This window comes from Gilvibacter sp. SZ-19 (assembly GCF_002163875.1).
Classification (GTDB): domain Bacteria; phylum Bacteroidota; class Bacteroidia; order Flavobacteriales; family Flavobacteriaceae; genus Gilvibacter.
In genome coordinates, this window is the sequence record NZ_CP019333.1 from 2,130,254 (window position 1) to 2,146,635 (window position 16,382).

At 44.2% G+C, this 16,382-nt stretch carries 14 protein-coding genes; 10 read left to right on the forward strand and 4 right to left on the reverse strand.

Annotation, left to right across the window (positions count from 1 at the left end):
- Positions 1-56 precede the first annotated feature (56 nt).
- The 9 genes from rplQ (at position 57) to ctlX (ending at position 9,150) form a co-directional block, all read left to right on the forward strand.
- Positions 57-530, forward strand: coding sequence for a 50S ribosomal protein L17 (rplQ, locus tag BTO09_RS09945; RefSeq protein ID WP_087524630.1), 474 nt, complete (start codon positions 57-59; stop codon positions 528-530).
- A 179-nt stretch (positions 531-709) separates the two neighbouring features.
- On the forward strand, positions 710-1,429 hold the full coding sequence (locus BTO09_RS09950; RefSeq protein ID WP_087524631.1) for a hypothetical protein: 720 nt from the start codon (positions 710-712) through the stop codon (positions 1,427-1,429).
- A 183-nt stretch (positions 1,430-1,612) separates the two neighbouring features.
- Complete coding sequence (locus BTO09_RS09955; protein ID WP_087524632.1) at positions 1,613-2,377, forward strand: hypothetical protein; 765 nt, start codon at positions 1,613-1,615, stop codon at positions 2,375-2,377.
- 27 nt (positions 2,378-2,404) lie between these two features.
- Positions 2,405-3,112, forward strand: coding sequence for a hypothetical protein (locus BTO09_RS09960; protein WP_157663484.1), 708 nt, complete (start codon positions 2,405-2,407; stop codon positions 3,110-3,112).
- 126 nt (positions 3,113-3,238) lie between these two features.
- Positions 3,239-4,339 (forward strand): glutamine-hydrolyzing carbamoyl-phosphate synthase small subunit, encoded by a 1,101-nt coding sequence (gene carA / locus BTO09_RS09965; protein WP_087524634.1) that lies wholly within the window; start codon positions 3,239-3,241, stop codon positions 4,337-4,339.
- 135 nt (positions 4,340-4,474) lie between these two features.
- Positions 4,475-5,761, forward strand: a complete 1,287-nt coding sequence (eno, locus tag BTO09_RS09970) for a phosphopyruvate hydratase (RefSeq protein WP_087524635.1) — start codon at positions 4,475-4,477, stop codon at positions 5,759-5,761.
- A gap of 167 nt (positions 5,762-5,928) precedes the next feature.
- Positions 5,929-7,215: a citrate synthase gene (locus tag BTO09_RS09975; protein WP_087524636.1), complete on the forward strand. Its 1,287-nt coding sequence runs from the start codon at positions 5,929-5,931 to the stop codon at positions 7,213-7,215.
- 39 nt (positions 7,216-7,254) lie between these two features.
- Positions 7,255-8,166, forward strand: a complete 912-nt coding sequence (locus tag BTO09_RS09980; RefSeq protein WP_087524637.1) for a dimethylarginine dimethylaminohydrolase family protein — start codon at positions 7,255-7,257, stop codon at positions 8,164-8,166.
- 54 nt (positions 8,167-8,220) lie between these two features.
- Entirely contained in the window at positions 8,221-9,150 is a 930-nt protein-coding gene (gene ctlX / locus BTO09_RS09985) for a citrulline utilization hydrolase CtlX (RefSeq protein ID WP_087524638.1), read from the forward strand.
- Here the strand turns inward: ctlX and BTO09_RS09990 are convergent.
- Together BTO09_RS09990 and BTO09_RS09995 are read right to left on the reverse strand one after the other, a co-directional pair.
- A complete protein-coding gene (locus BTO09_RS09990; protein ID WP_087524639.1) occupies positions 9,147-10,577 on the reverse strand; it encodes an SDR family oxidoreductase in 1,431 nt (476 codons plus the stop codon). The genes ctlX and BTO09_RS09990 overlap by 4 nt on opposite strands.
- A 63-nt stretch (positions 10,578-10,640) precedes the next feature.
- Entirely contained in the window at positions 10,641-11,072 is a 432-nt protein-coding gene (locus tag BTO09_RS09995; protein ID WP_087524640.1) for a hypothetical protein, read from the reverse strand.
- Between the two features lie 86 nt (positions 11,073-11,158).
- Between BTO09_RS09995 and argS the strand changes: the two genes are divergently transcribed.
- Positions 11,159-12,931: an arginine--tRNA ligase gene (gene argS / locus BTO09_RS10000; RefSeq protein WP_087524641.1), complete on the forward strand. Its 1,773-nt coding sequence runs from the start codon at positions 11,159-11,161 to the stop codon at positions 12,929-12,931.
- Here the strand turns inward: argS and BTO09_RS10005 are convergent, their stop codons facing one another.
- Positions 12,932-15,475, reverse strand: a complete 2,544-nt coding sequence (locus tag BTO09_RS10005; RefSeq protein ID WP_087524642.1) for a carboxypeptidase-like regulatory domain-containing protein — start codon at positions 15,473-15,475, stop codon at positions 12,932-12,934.
- Entirely contained in the window at positions 15,462-16,364 is a 903-nt protein-coding gene (locus BTO09_RS10010; protein ID WP_087524643.1) for a FecR family protein, read from the reverse strand. Before BTO09_RS10010 ends, BTO09_RS10005 begins: the two co-directional genes overlap by 14 nt.
- Between the last annotated feature and the right edge of the window lie 18 nt (positions 16,365-16,382).

Below are 16,382 nucleotides of genomic sequence, written 5' to 3' on the forward strand. Positions count from 1 at the left end.
AGGGTATTTTGCTCCCCAAAGTGGGTCGATGCAAGACACTGGAAAACTAAAAAGTCATGAGACACGGGAAAAAAACAAACCACTTAGGTAGAAAAACTGCGCATCGCAAGTCGATGTTGGCCAACATGGCCTGTTCACTAATCGAACACAAGCGCATCAACACCACAACTGCTAAGGCGAAAGCTTTGAAAAAGTTTGTGGAGCCATTGATCACAAAGAGTAAAGAAGATACTACGCACAACCGTCGTATCGTATTTAGTCGTTTGCGTCAAAAAGATGCGGTTACTGAATTGTTCAGAGACGTGGCCGTTAAAGTTGGAGACCGTCCAGGTGGTTACACCCGCATCATTAAGTTGGGGAACCGATTGGGAGATAACGCTGATATGGCGATGATCGAATTGGTAGACTACAACGAACTGTACAATGCTGGTAAACCTGCTAAGAAGAAGTCTACAAGACGTGGACGTTCTGGTAAGAAAGCTGCACCTGCTGCCGCTGCTCCTGCCGCTGCTTCTAAGGAGGAAGAATAGATTAGCAAATATTTAACAGTAAGGAAAGGGTAAGGTTTTACAAAAGCTTACCCTTTTTTGGCTTTATATTTGATATTTTTGAACTGACGTCAAAACCGGGCTACCGTGACCCACACTGTGAATTAGGGTTTTGTTTTGACGAAAAGAAAATTGTTTTGAACACTATAAAATTTAGCAACATGAAAATTACCTCTTTGTGCGTAGCCTTGATGTGCACATCATTCATCTATGCGCAAAATGCAGACATCGATCAGAACCAAGCGGCAAACCAAAATGCGGTGAGCAACCTGGCAAGTAATCCAAATCAAGGCGGACAGTTTACTGGAGCAGCCACATTTTACAACCCAAAGTTCGATCGCGAAGGATCTATTTATCTGTTTGACGGCTGGGATCAATCTGCAATAATCGTAGCTAAAGGGACCGGAGGTTCGTTTAGAGAGAACAACATCAACTTTAACATACAACGCAGTATGTTTGAGCGTAAAGTAGCAGGCGACTCTATTGTTGCCTACAACTTTACCAGTATAGAAAAGATCATCGTAGGTGGACGCGAGTTTAAAAGTTTCTACTTAGACGAGATCAAAAGAAACAAAGCTTTCGAGGTAATTTACCGCGGTGACGATTTTACCATCCTAAAAGGATATACGGTAGATATACTAGAAGCCTCTCCAAACCCAATGATCGCTCGTCCGAGAGATAAGTACATTCAGCGTGTGACCTATTATTTGGAGACCGAAAAAACATTAGAAGAATTTAAACTGCGCAAGCGTGCTATTCTAGAAGCACTAAACGACCAAGAAATGGTTGAACGTGCCAAAGATTACGCCCGCCAATACGACAAGTCGTTCAGTAAAGAAGAAGATCTCAAGCTTATTCTTAACTACGCTTCTCGTAAATAAGGCAAGCCAGCAGCTGCGCAATACTAACTAAACTTGGTTAGTACTATGAAATGAGCACAAAGAAGTTTATTTATTAATATACACATAGCAATAAATAAACTTTTTGTGCGAAAGCGAAGCGGTTGATCTATGCAGATAATTTTTATTTGTTTGATTGACATAACAATAAAAATTTTTAAATAGATGAAAAAATCATTGCTTATTATGCTGTGCGGCATAGCTGGAGTGGCTTTTGCCCAACAAGGAGAACAACAGGTTACAACGAGTGCCGTATTCGGTAGTTCATCCAATTCGGTTGGATTATTCCAATCCGACGAAAACACCTTGCTGATCAATGTTGATGATATTCAGAAGATAGAAGGTGTTGCCAGTATTCGCGATTTTGACAACTGGCAGAGTCAATCCAATACAGAAGGATCTGTTATGCTTTTTGACGAGTGGGCTCCTAAAGGATATGTTTATGCCGGAGACAAGAAGTATGTCTTCCCAAAAATGAACTACGATATCTTAGAAGGTGCAGTGGTCTCTCAGTTCAAAAAAGATTCCATCTTTAATTTAGGAGTTGAAGGCTACGACAAGATCGTATTCAACAATACAGTATTCAAAAGTATCTTTACGCCAAGCCGTGGAGGTAACGCCATGTACCAAGTGGTCTTTGAGTGCCCGGATTATTCTATCGTTAAGGAGTTTGCTATAGAGATCCGTGAAGCCAATCCTAATCCGATGATCAATCGCTCCAAGCGCAAGATCATCCAAAAGGAATACTATTATAAATTAGTCGGGCAGCGTTTAGAGCGCTTTAAGTTCAAAAAGAAGAACATCTTGGCATTGGCTGGTGATCAGGCAGACGATCTAGAGGCTTATGCAAAGGCAAATCGCCTGTCGTTCAAAGACGATGATGACGTGGCTCAGATTTTGATCCAACTTTACAAGATGCAGCATCAATAGGCTAAAATTAATTGCAGATTGAATTATATGAAGAAGATACGTCCCCTTTTTACACTTGTGTTTGTGTTCTTGGTAGCAGGAGCTGCTCAGGCACAATTGCAAACTACAGTTAACGCAAACAACAACAACTTGAATGCTTTGGCTACTTATGGTCCAGACGGAGCTAATATTGGTAGTACGTCCTTGGTGATCAATCCGCCAAAGAATATCGAAGGTTCTTTGTATTTGTTCGAACAGTGGAACAACAAAGGTGTCTTTGTGACCAGCGAGGACAGAAAGTTGCTAATCAGAAACATCAACTTCAATATTGATCAAGGTGTTTTTGAGTCTGAGATCAGTAAGGATACCGTTTTCACTTTCAGCTTTGACAATGTAGATCGTGTTTTTGTGAATTCCAGAGAGTTCAAAGCGCGTTTTATTCCAGCAAAGGGCTTGTACGATGTATACGAGGTGATCTTTGAGAATGATGACTTCGCCATCTTGAAAAAATGGTTTATCGATATCAAAGAAGGCTCGGACAATCCTATGGTAAATCGACAGAGTCGTTATGTGCACCGCAGCAATTACTATTTGGAGCGCAACGGAAACGTGGAGCTTTTCAAGTTTAAAAAGAAGAACCTATTGAAACTTGCTGGGAATAAAGCTGACGAAATTGAGGCTTACGCCAAGCAATACAAGCTATCTTTTAAAAAGGAGATCGACGTGAGTAGGATGTTTTCCTACCATCTGAAATAAAATAAATTATATAGGGCGCCACTGGCGCTCTTTTTTTTGAACTGTGGTTAACTTGTTTAAAACTTTTAGAATAAAACATTTTTACGCAATCGGCATTCTGCGTATTTTTGACAAATCTTTTTCTACATGAAGTATCAGTTAAGAAAACCGGCCGTCGTTCTCCTCGCAGACGGTACTGTTTTTCAAGGAAAAGCTGTCGGAGAAATAACCGGTAGCGCATTCGGAGAAGTTTGTTTCAACACCGGGATGACCGGATATCAAGAGATCTTTACAGACCCATCTTATTACGGTCAACTTATGGTGACCACTAACGCTCATATTGGGAACTACGGAACCCACAATGACGAAGTGGAGTCAGAAGGGATCAAGATCGCCGGACTTATTTGTCGCAATTTTAGCTACAATTATTCTCGTCCTGCGGCAGATGATTCTTTGGAGAACTTTTTAGCCAAGAATAATTTGATCGCTATCTCTGATGTGGACACACGTGCTTTGGTGAGTCATATTAGAGATAATGGAGCTCAGAACGCAGTGATCACTACAGAAGTGGACCGCTTGGACGAATTGCGCAAGCAGTTGTCTGAAGTTCCAGATATGGACGGACTGGAATTGGCTTCTAAGGTTTCAACTAAAGAGCCTTATACCGTTGGAAACCCAGATGCGAAATACCGAGTAGCGGCAGTAGATATAGGAATCAAGAAGAACATCTTGCGCAATATGGTACAAAGAGACTGTTATGTAAAGGTGTTCCCTTACAATACTTCTTTTGAGACCTTAGCAGAATTTGAGCCACACGGCTACTTTTTCTCTAACGGTCCTGGAGATCCGGAGCCTTTAAAGGACGCTATTAGCACCGCTAAGGAGATCTTAGATAGAGATCTGCCTTTGTTCGGTATTTGCTTAGGACATCAGGTGATCGCTCTGGCCAATGGAATTTCAACTTATAAAATGCACCATGGGCATCGCGGGATCAACCACCCGATCAAGAATTTGATCACTGGAAAAGGTGAGATCACTTCGCAGAACCACGGGTTTGCCATCAATAGAGAGGAGACAGAAGCACATCCTGAAGTAGAGATCACCCACGTGCATCTTAACGATCACACAGTGGCAGGTATCCGTGTTAAGGATAAGAAATGTTTCTCGGTACAGTATCACCCAGAGGCAAGTCCAGGGCCACACGATGCCTCTTATCTGTTCGATCAGTTCGTAGAAAGCATGGCCTAGAGGTCATTTGCAGCAGCTGTCGTTCGCAAACGTTTTCGTAGAAAAGCCCTTGTTTCAAGGGCTTTCTTAAGTTTAAATTAAAGTGAGAATGCAAGGACTTTTGTATCTTCACGCTTCAAACCAAACCAAAAATAGATGAGCATTATTGTCGATATTCACGCAAGACAGATCTTTGATTCCAGAGGGAATCCTACCGTCGAAGTAGATGTGATCACCGAGAATGGAGTAGTAGGGCGCGCAGCAGTACCTTCTGGCGCTTCTACAGGAGAGCACGAAGCCGTAGAGCTTCGCGATGGCGGATCAGACTATATGGGCAAGGGGGTTGGCAAAGCCGTAGAGAATGTGAACGGAAAAATTGCTGGAACTCTCTTAGGAGTTTCTGTTTTTGAACAGAATTTGATAGACCAGATCATGATAGAACTGGACGGTACAGAAAATAAATCCAAACTTGGGGCAAATGCTATTTTAGGTGTTTCCCTGGCAGCGGCTCAGGCTGCGGCCGGAGAGCTAGGAATGCCATTGTACCGTTATGTTGGAGGCGTTAGTGCCAACACCCTTCCGGTACCGATGATGAACATCATTAATGGAGGGTCACACTCAGATGCCCCGATTGCATTTCAAGAATTCATGGTTATGCCTGTGGAGGCCAAAAGCTTTACAGAGGCATTAAAGATGGGGACAGAGATCTTCCATCACCTAAAAAAAGTACTACACGATCGCGGACTCAGCACTGCCGTTGGTGACGAAGGAGGTTTTGCTCCAGAACTAGACGGTACCGAAGATGCCTTAGATACTATTGCTCTTGCCGTTAAGAACGCTGGCTATAGTTTTGGTGATCAAGTGATGATCGCTTTGGATTGTGCAGCAGCAGAATTCTATGTGGACGGCGCTTACGATTACTCAAAGTTCGAAGGTGACAACGGTAAGGTCAGAACCTCTAAAGAGCAGGCGGAATATTTGGCGTCGCTTTGCGAGAAGTATCCTATCATCTCTATTGAGGATGGTATGGACGAAAACGACTGGGACGGCTGGAAACACTTAACTGACCTAGTTGGAGACAAAGTACAGTTGGTAGGTGACGATCTTTTTGTTACCAATGTAACGCGACTTTCTCGCGGAATTGAGAATGAGATCGCCAATTCTATCCTTATCAAGGTAAATCAGATCGGAACCCTTACAGAAACCATTGCTGCCGTTAACATGGCCAAGAATGCCGGGTATACTTCTGTGATGTCTCACCGCAGTGGTGAAACCGAAGACAATACCATTGCAGATCTTGCTGTGGCGTTAAATACGGGACAGATCAAGACAGGATCGGCCTCTAGAAGCGATCGTATGGCTAAATACAATCAGCTTTTACGCATCGAAGAACAGCTTGGAGAAACTGCTTATTATCCTGGCAGAAAAGCCTTTAAGATCTAAATTTTAGCTACTTATATAGAAAACCGCCCTTGTGGCGGTTTTTTTGTTTGGTATCGATCCGTTAATAAAAGCTTAAATCAGCATAGTGAGATTGTCAAATGTTAAAATTATCGGGCGATATTTTGTAAATTTGCTAGAACACGAAAAAATCAACATTTATTAGCCCTATGACAAAAATTGCTACGCTAGAAATTGATGGTCAGAAGTATGAATTTCCTCTTGTTGAGGGAACTGAAAATGAGCTCGCAATAGATATTAAAAGCCTTCGCGCAGCGACAGGCGGAGTTGTAACCATTGACCCAGGATACAAGAACACCGGCTCTTGTATGAGTGCCATTACTTATTTGGACGGTGAGAACGGAATTTTGCGCTATCGCGGTTACTCTATCGAGGAGCTTGCAGAAAAGGCAGATTTCCTAGAGGTGGCTTATTTGTTGATCTTCGGAGAATTGCCAGACAAGGAAACCCTAGACAAATTCCACGCAGACATCAAGCATCACTCACATGTGGACGAAGATGTGAAGAAGATCTTGGACGGTTTTCCTAAGTCGGCACATCCAATGGGCGTATTGTCTTCTTTAACCAACGCTTTGATAGCTTTTAATCCATCGTCTGTAGATGTGGATTCAGAAGAGGCAATGTATTTGGCAATTGTACGCATTTTAGGAAAGTTCCCTGTGCTTACTGCCTGGGCCTACCGCAAGCGTAGCGGCCTAGCCTTAGACTACGGTGACGACTCCTTGGGCTATGTAGAGAACTTCATTAAGATGATGTTCAAAAAGCCAAGTGGAGAATACATCCAGAACAAGGTGGTTGTTGATGCCTTAGACAAGCTACTTATTTTACACGCAGACCACGAGCAGAACTGTTCTACCAGTACCGTACGTATGGTAGGTTCTGCCCATGCCGGTTTGTTTGCCAGCCTTTCTGCCGGTATCAATGCCCTATGGGGACCACTTCACGGAGGTGCTAACCAAGCTGTAATTGAAATGCTAGAAGCCATCCGAGAAGACGGTGGTGATACTAAAAAATATATGGCCAAGGCCAAGGATAAGAACGATCCTTTCCGCTTGATGGGATTCGGACACCGTGTGTATAAGAACTTTGATCCACGTGCTAGAATCATCAAAAAAGCTGCAGACGAAGTTCTTGGAGATCTTGGTGTACAAGATCCTGTACTCGACATTGCCAAAGGTTTGGAAAGAGAGGCCTTGGAAGATCAGTACTTTGTAGATCGCAAATTGTATCCTAACGTAGATTTCTACTCCGGGATCATTTACCGCGCCCTTGGAATTCCTACGGATATGTTTACTCCGATGTTCGCCTTAGGACGTCTACCAGGATGGATCGCCCAATGGCGTGAAATGCGCTTGCGCAAAGAGCCTATCGGAAGGCCACGTCAGATCTATATCGGAGAGAACCACCGCGAGTTCAAGCCAATTTATCAACGATAATCAATAAAGCTTCATGAGAAATCATGGAGCTTTCTTTTTATGCAACTAAACATCACTAACGAAACTGCTCGCCTGAGAGCTGTAGTATTGGGTCGTGCAGACAGCAACGGACCAACTCCAGAGCCAGAAGATTGTTACGATCCTAAAAGTTTGGCACATGTTCTGGCCGGAACCTATCCGCTAGAAAAAGATATGATTCCAGAAATGGAAGCTGTGGCTGCCGTGCTTGAAAAATACGACGTGACAGTTTATCGTCCGAAGCTAATTGAGAACTGCAACCAGATCTTTTCAAGAGATATCGCTTTTGTGATAGACGATAAAATGGTCAAGGCCAATATACTGCCTGACAGAGCAGAGGAGTTCGAGGCTATTAGACACGTATGGGAAACCCTCCCGAAGGAAAAGCGAATCAAGTTTCCCGAAGAGTGTCATATAGAAGGCGGTGATGTGATGCCTTGGGGCGACTATATCTTTGTAGGGACGTACCACGGGCAAGATTACGGAACCTATATCACGGCCCGTACCAACATGAAAGCTGTCAAGGCCTTGCAGGCAGAGTTCCCGAATAAGATCGTTAAATCCTTTGACCTTCGTAAATCCAACACGGTTGCAAGAGACAATGCCCTGCATTTGGATTGCTGTTTTCAACCCATCGGTCACGATAAATGCATCATCCATAAAGACGGATTTTTAGACGAACAGGAATACCTGTGGTTGGTCAATCACTTCGGAGCGGACAATTGCTTCCATATCGACAAGGATGAGATGTATAATATGTATTCCAATGTATTTAGTATAGCTCCGGATGTGGTAATATCAGAGCGAAACTTTACGAGACTAAACACTTGGATGCGCGGGCAAGGGATAACCGTAGAGGAAGTCCCCTATGCCGAGATCGCTAAACAGGAAGGACTTTTACGCTGTAGCACCTTACCGCTAATTAGAGATTAAAGACCCCTTGTAGTACCATAACAGTTCACTACTTTTGCCTATATTTTCAAACCGATGAAGCAAATTACCGACAGCTTGTTAATGATACGTCCAGTCGCTTTTCGCATGAACGAACAGACGGCCGTAAACAATTATTTTCAGGAAGATCTCGCAGAAAAGAACGCCAATATCAACACGCTTGCTCAGGCGGAGTTCGATGATTTTGTCGCTAAACTGCGCGAGGTAGGAGTGAACGTTATTGTTGAGCACGACGATATTCTGGCAGACACTCCGGATTCTATCTTCCCTAATAATTGGGTAAGTTTTCACGCTGATGGTACCGTGGCGCTCTATCCTATGTTTGCAGAGAACAGACGTAAGGAGCGCCGTATGGAGGTCTTTAGACGTTTGGAAAGTGAGGGCTTTATCATTGAGCAATTCATGGATTACAGTGAGGCAGAGCAAGAAGATGTCTTTTTAGAGGGCACCGGAAGTCTCATTCTAGATCGAGTGAACAAAAAGGCCTATTGTGCCTTATCTCCGCGCGCCGATGAAAGCTTATTTATAGAGTTCTGCGAAGATTTCGAATACGATCCGGTGGTCTTTACCGCCTACCAGACAGTAGAAGATAAACGACTGCCCATTTATCACACTAACGTGATGATGTGTGTGGCAGACGAATTTTGTGTGATCTGCTTGGATTCCATAGATGACAAGAAAGAACGCAAAAATGTAGTGAATCACTTAAAACAAACTGGTAAAGAGATCATAAATATTACCGAGCAGCAACTCCAGCACTTTGCAGGAAATATGCTGCAAGTGCAAGGTAGTGAGCACAAATATTTAGTAATGAGTGCTGCTGCAGAGCGATCTTTAAATCAGGAGCAGCGTGATCAGATCGAAAAGCACTGTCCTATTTTAAGCAGTGAGTTGCACACTATTGAAACTTGTGGAGGAGGCAGCGCACGCTGCATGATGGCAGAGGTTTTCTTGCCACGCGCCTAATACCTTTTGGTCGCAATATTTCGAATCATTCCACTAAAAATAAAATAGTGAAAGGGCAGCATGGCGTACCAATACAGCCGCCCAATAAGGCCGCGTGGTCTAAAGGTAGCCGTTTGATGGAGTGTGTTGTCATCGTCTATCTCAAATTCCAACCAAGCTTCTCCGGGAACGCGCATTTCTGCGAATAGCAGTAGTCTTTTAGCCTCTTTGTCGGCTAGAATGACCCGCCAAAAATCTAAGGCATCTCCTTCAAAGATCTTATCTGGATGGGTTCGTCCTCGCCTCAGGCCAACACCCCCAACTAGTTTGTCCACATAGCCACGGAGTTTCCAGAGGGAGTTTCCGTAGTACCAACCTCTTGCGCCACCAATGGACCAAATGTTCTTGAGCACTGCCTGTGGATCTTCGACCTTTATCTGTTGATGGTCCTTCACGCAGCCGTAGCTGGGCACTTTTACATATTCCTTAAGATCTTTGGTGAATCTGCCGGCTACCAAGGAATCCTTCCAACTCGAAATGACTTGGTTCTGTTCTATTTTCTCAAAAGCCAAGGCTATTGCCTCTTGGTAGGGAATGGGTTCTATCTGCAGTAATTCCTGAAGCCTACGATCTTTAGTGATAACCTCTACACGCATGCTATCTACTAAATTCAGCGCTAGGGTATAAGAAGTAGAGGTGACAAAATATAACCAGTAAGACGACAATTTCGGAGTCATTACCGGTACGTCCAAGATCAATAGACGCAGTTTTCGAACCTTGGCGTAGGTCCGCATCATCTGTTTATAGGTCAAGATATCGGGGCCGCCTATATCAAAGACCTCATTGTAGGTTTTCTCATGACCCAGCACGCCAATCAAGTATTGGATCACATTGCGAATGGCAATGGGTTGACAGCGCGTTTTAACCCACTTTGGAGTGATCATTATGGGTAGTTTCTCACAGAGGTCGCGAATGATCTCAAAAGAAGCCGAGCCCGAACCCACTATGATCGCGGCGCGCAATACGGTTAAGGCCGCCGGACCGGCTGCCAATATATCTTCTACATTTTTTCTAGAGGACAAATGCTTAGACAGCTCATTCTCATTGACAATGCCACCCAAATAGATCACTTGTTTGCACTGGGTCTCTGCGAGCATTTGGTTAAAGTTTTTCGCAGATCGCGCTTCCTTTTCATCGAAATCAGAGGTAGAAGCGCTCATGGAGTGGATCAGGTAATAGGCAGCGTCAAGGTCTTTAGGTAATAGTCCTGCTTTAGGGTCTTCTAAAAAATCGACAGTGATCACCTGGATCTTAGCCCGAAGTCCTTCACTAATGGAGAGTCGGGCAGGGTTTCGCACGGCGCAAAACACTTCGTGTCCTTGCTTCACAAGCAGGGGCAAAAGTCTCATGCCTATATATCCGTTGGCGCCGGTAAGTAGAATTTTCACCCTTAAGAGATTAAATTATTAATGTGGTAAAGGGTTTAGTTGCTGATGTAATAAGTTACGAAATTAAAATGGGCCGGCAACGCTAGCGTCGTAATCGGCTTTGGCATCCATGAGTTTTTTCATGAATTTATGAATGCTCTTGTCTTTGGTTCTGGCGCTTATAGCTACCCGGTAGGCGTCCATGTGAACACTGTAAGTGTCTGCTTCTCCTTTAAATAGCACCAATTTGTAGTAGGGGATAATAAGCCCGTACGATTCCAGCAAGGATCTGAATCCTACAATGATCCCCTTAGGGCGCATTTCGATATTGCAGATATTTCTGTTGTTATCTAGCTTGAGCAAATTGTCTATTTGGATACTCGCCGCCGCAATGGGCATATGGGGTGATCCTATACCGCGAAGTTTTATCCGCTCGCGTAAACTAAAGGGTTTTCCCAAGAGCTCATCGACCTTATTTCGGGTCTCTTTGTTGTTGTAAGAAAGGTTCAAAATCATAGCAAATTCCTGTCCTTTTTACAAAGATACCGCCATTTCAAGTGGAATAAAAATTTTATCTTTGGGGGCTTAAAATTATAGGTTCTATGGACTTGCAAACCCTGTTGACTGAGCATATTAAAGAAGCAATTAAGAGTCTTTACGAGGCCGATCTGGCCGAGGTAGAGTTCCAGGCTACTCGCAAAGAGTTCGAGGGAGATATCACTGTAGTGGTGTTCCCTATGTTGCGTGTGGTTAAAGGTAATCCGGTGGCAATAGGCGAGGCCTTAGGAGCTTATTTGGTCGCTGAGGTTGAAGCGATCACTGCCTACAATGTAATTAAGGGTTTCTTGAACCTCTCCTTGAGCGACGCCTATTTTTACAACAGCTTTACCAACATTTTGGCGGACGCCAATTACGGGCACAAGCCACAAGGAGAAGATGCAGTCATTGTGGAATATTCTTCCCCAAATACCAATAAGCCCTTACACTTGGGGCATATCAGAAATATTTTACTAGGCTATTCGGTTGCAGAGATATTAAAGGCAGCTGGGAACAAAGTATACAAGACACAGATCATCAACGACAGAGGGATCCATATATGCAAGAGTATGTTGGCCTGGCAACGATTTGGAAACGGAGAGACCCCAGCATCAAGTGGCCTTAAAGGCGATCATTTGGTAGGAAAGTACTATGTGAAATTCGATCAAGAGTACAAGGCAGAGCAAAAACAGCTCATGGCAGCGGGTAAATCAGAATCCGAAGCAAAAGAACAGGCGCCCATACTTCTAGCAGCGCAAGAAATGCTTAGAAAATGGGAAGCTGGTGATGCGGCTGTTGTGGAACTTTGGGAAATGATGAATTCTTGGGTTTACCAAGGATTTGATGCCACTTACGACGCCTTAGGGGTGGATTTTGACACCCTCTATTACGAAAGTAACACCTATTTACTAGGCAAGGAAAATATAGAAGAAGGATTATCCAAAGGAGTATTCTTTAGAAAAGACGACGGATCGGTTTGGTGCGATCTCACCGACGAAGGCCTGGATGAGAAACTGGTACTTAGAAGCGATGGTACAGCGGTCTATATGACACAAGATATCGGAACCGCTATTCAACGTATTAAGGACATGCCAGATGCCAACGGCATGATCTACACCGTAGGAAACGAACAAGATTACCACTTCAAGGTATTATTCTTGATCTTGAAGAAGTTGGGTTATTCATGGGCAGAGAACCTGCACCATTTGAGTTACGGTATGGTGGATTTGCCTAGCGGGAAGATGAAAAGTAGAGAAGGTACTGTTGTAGATGCTGACGACCTTATCTCGGAAATGGCAAGCACTGCCGAGAGTATTGCCTCAGAACTCGGGAAGTTGGATGGTTATACAGAAGCCCAGAAAAAAGCACTCTATCAAGACATAGGCCTTGGTGCTCTGAAGTATTACATTCTCAAAGTAGATCCTAAGAAACGCATACTGTTCGATCCGGAGGCCTCAGTAGATTTTCAAGGTAATACAGGTCCATTTATTCAATATACTTATGCGCGAATTCAAGCGATCTTGCGCAAGGCTGAAACTATGGAATTGGAGCCTGCCACTGCCGTTGACCTCACTGAAAAGGAACGCGCTGTGATCAAAGAACTAGAGAATTACCCAACAGCGGTTAGCTTGGCTGCGGAGCAACACAGTCCAGCCTTGGTAGCCAATTATGTCTATGACCTGGTAAAGGCTTACAATTCCTTTTTCCAGAACGTGCCGATCTTTGCTGCAGACACTGCGTCACAGCTCACTTTTAGAGTACAACTGTCAGAGGCTGCAGGCAGAACTATCAAAAGTGCTTTAGCCCTTCTCGGTATTGTTGCGCCAGAGCGCATGTAACTAGAAGCTGAGTTCCAAAGAGAAATTTGGGGTAAATCGCAGCGAGCGGTTTTCGATCTGGTTTATGGCAAATTGATCTTCTCCGATCTGCTGAGACACATAGTAACGATCCAGTAAATTGTTGTTGTTGAAGATATTCTGAAATGCCGCATTGGCTTTTAAGGAGTATGTCTGCTTGTCTAGCACTATGTATTTGAAAGATAGGTCAGCTCGAAAAAAGGATTCGAGTCGCTGCTGATTGGGTGGGTTGAAAGGAATCTCCATATCGTCTTGTACGGCAGACAAGGCTTCTCCTAATGGATCTGTAAAGGGTTTTCCACTGCGCCATTGCAAACCAAAAACAGTACTGAACCTCCCCAGGTCGTAACTTACCGCTGTTCGTAGCGAATGGGTGATATCGAGGTTATTGGCAAATACCTGCGGATCAAAACTGTCAAATTGATAGTCGTTGTTGGAATAGGTGTAACCCAGCCAGGCACCCAGGCCACGCCAGCGCTTGTTAATAATAAGTTCCAAGCCATATACCTGATAGGAGCCAATAGCTGCCGTGTTCGCGAATTGATTTTGGAAACCTTGGGTAGTGGCACTGATACCGTCAACCGCCTTTTCAAAGTATTCCAAATTGATCAACCAATTGCGTTTGTTCCACACCAGACCACTAGACCATTGTTTGCTCGTAATCAGTGGAACTTCGTTGCCATTGGCTTGTATCCAACGGCGGTTCTCCACACCCAAGAACTCGTTTTGAAAGGCAACTGCCTGACTAATGCTTTGACTTTTGAATTCCCCGTGAAACTCCACTGCAAAGCCACCTCCAAGCTTTTGATGCAGATTAAAACGAGGCTCGAATCGGTATTCGTTGATTTTGGGGTAGTGTGTTAGTCGTAAGCCCGCATTGATCTGGGTTTTCCCTTGAAAAGGATTCCAACTGAGTTGGTTGAAAAGGTTGTGCCCAACAAGGACTTCTTTAACCCGTCTTCTGAATTCTGGGGTGGTGGTTTGGTCGCTGTTGGTTACGCCGGTTTCTGTAAACTCATAACCTGCCTCCCACTGGAGATTGTTTTTAGGGCGATAAACTAACTGGCCGCGACCTACAAAAGAGATCACTTCATTGCCTTGGGTGTCGAATGCAGTGGTTAGTAATTCAAAATTCGCTGCATCGAGATTGTATTGACTTCTGTAGGCCTCAATACTGCTACTCCATTTAGAATTCCAGCTGCGCTGCCAACTAATTCCCGCGGCTATATTCTGCTGATCTAGTTCACTGGTTTCGCTCAAGGTAAATGCGTCGTTGGACAAACTCTGATTAAAGGTCAAGGCATTGTTTATCACTAGAAAATTCACTCGGAATTTATCTTTTGCCGTTGGATCGAAAAGTAGTTTAGCACTCAGGTCGTAGAAGTTAAAATCTTCGGAGGCCTTTAGTTCCGATTGAGCGTTAGGGGTTGCCAAGTTCGTGATCTGCGTATCCTGAAAAACCCGCTCGGAATAACTGTTGTAAATGGGAGTTTCGTAGAGATCGTTCAAGGAGCGTCGCCCCGCTATCATTACAGAGAGTTTCTTGCTCAGGGGAAGATCTATAAAAGCATTGGCGTGCAAGAGGTTCAAGGTGGCTTTTCCGTGAATGCCGTCGGTGATCTCGTCTTTGGCCTTTAGATCAATTACTCCAGAAACACTCTCGCCATAGCGACTATGAGTCCCGTTGCGGTATATATAGACATCTTCGGTTATATAAGGATTAATAGCCGAGATCAATCCGTAGAAATGTCCACTCTGATACACGCGAATGCCGTCCCAAAGTAGCAGGTTTTCTCCATTGCTTCCCCCGCGAACATTCACATTAGATACGGTTTCGTCCACACTTTCTACCCCTGGTAAGGTTTGGGAGATCTGTAGAACATCGGTCTCTGCTATTCCAGGAAGCAGACCGAATTTTTCGGTATTAAAGCGGTAAGAGCCATCGTTGGTTCTGTAGATCCCTTGGGTAAATACAGGTTGCAGCAGTACTTCTTCTAACTGGTCCACACTGGGGCGCAATTGCACCACAACGGTGTCAAACTCTACTGGACCAACATTGAGTCCCTGAGTTTGATACCCGAGGTACTGTACTTGTATAAAAATAGGAGCAGCGGGGTTGGGAATATAACTACTCCCAGAGGCATTGGTGGTGTATCCGGTGGTTTGGTCTACCAAACGGATATTCGCATTGGGCAAGGGGAGTCCGCTTTGCGCATCCAAGACCACAATATGTATACTGTCTGGGGCGCTAATAGAGTAATAACGGGCATTGATCTGCTTGATCTGCAAGCCTGTGCGCGCTTTGATATACTCTAAATTGGCGGCTAAATTTGCAGTTGTTGTTGGGGTTATACTGATGTCACTTATCGCGTCCGAAGCATAAGAAAAACGAATGTCGTACTGCTGTTCTAGGCTTTTGAGATAGTCTGAAAGTTTTACCGCATCTTGAGCCAGTCCGGCGTTAAGCCCGATCAGTAAAAAGAAACTCGTCGATAAAAAAAGGCGTCTGAAATTATTCGACCTCATTCAACACTACTTTGTTTTTATCCAAAACGCTGTAGGTCATCTGTAAAGGAGTGCAAATGGATTGTAGTGCGATATCGAGATCCTGGTGTGTAAAGCTGCCTGTAAAGCGCTTTTTAAGATCAATATCTTTCACTTCTAGTTGAACACTGTAATAATGTTCCAATTCATCCAGAACCTCCGACAAAGGAGCATTCTCAAAAGAACTCTCGTGTTGCAGCCAACGGGGGGCGCTTAGGCTGGTAGTGAGATTCTTTAAACTGCTACCTTTGGTGAACTCTAAGGCTTCTCCGGCCTTCAAGGTGACAACCTGCTGATCTAAAGATACAGAAACAACCCCTTCAAAACAACTCACCTTGAGTTGCTGCCCTCGGGCAAATACGTTGAATTGGGTTCCAAGTACAGTCACATCACCAAGATCGGTCTCAACCACAAAGGCACTGCCTTTGGCCACTTTAAAATAAGCTTCTCCTTCTAGGCGAAGGGTTCTGGCGTTTCTCCAATCTTGTTCGTTATAGGTCAGGAAAGAATCGGCATTAAGTGCTACTTCAGAAGTGTCTGGCAAAAAGACCTGTGTCTTTTCGGCTATAGCAGTATTGACATCGGTGTCCATACCCTGCCAAAACACATAGGACAACGCAACAATAGCGAAGACTGCCGCAATACGGATCACGTATTTAAGCGGTTGTAAACGTCTTACTTTCGCAGGACGGTTAAGCTGTTGGATGTTCTTCCAAACTGCAGCCTCTGGGAATTCAGGTGCTTCTAGATTAGAAGACTCAGTGGCAATTTGCATCAAGGCATCCATCTCTGGATCCGCTTTTAGCAAGGCTTCTTGCTGCTCCGTCAGCTCGTCATTCATCCATTTATGAAGCAAAGATTGCTTGTCCATTCTCTTTCTTTTTCAAGG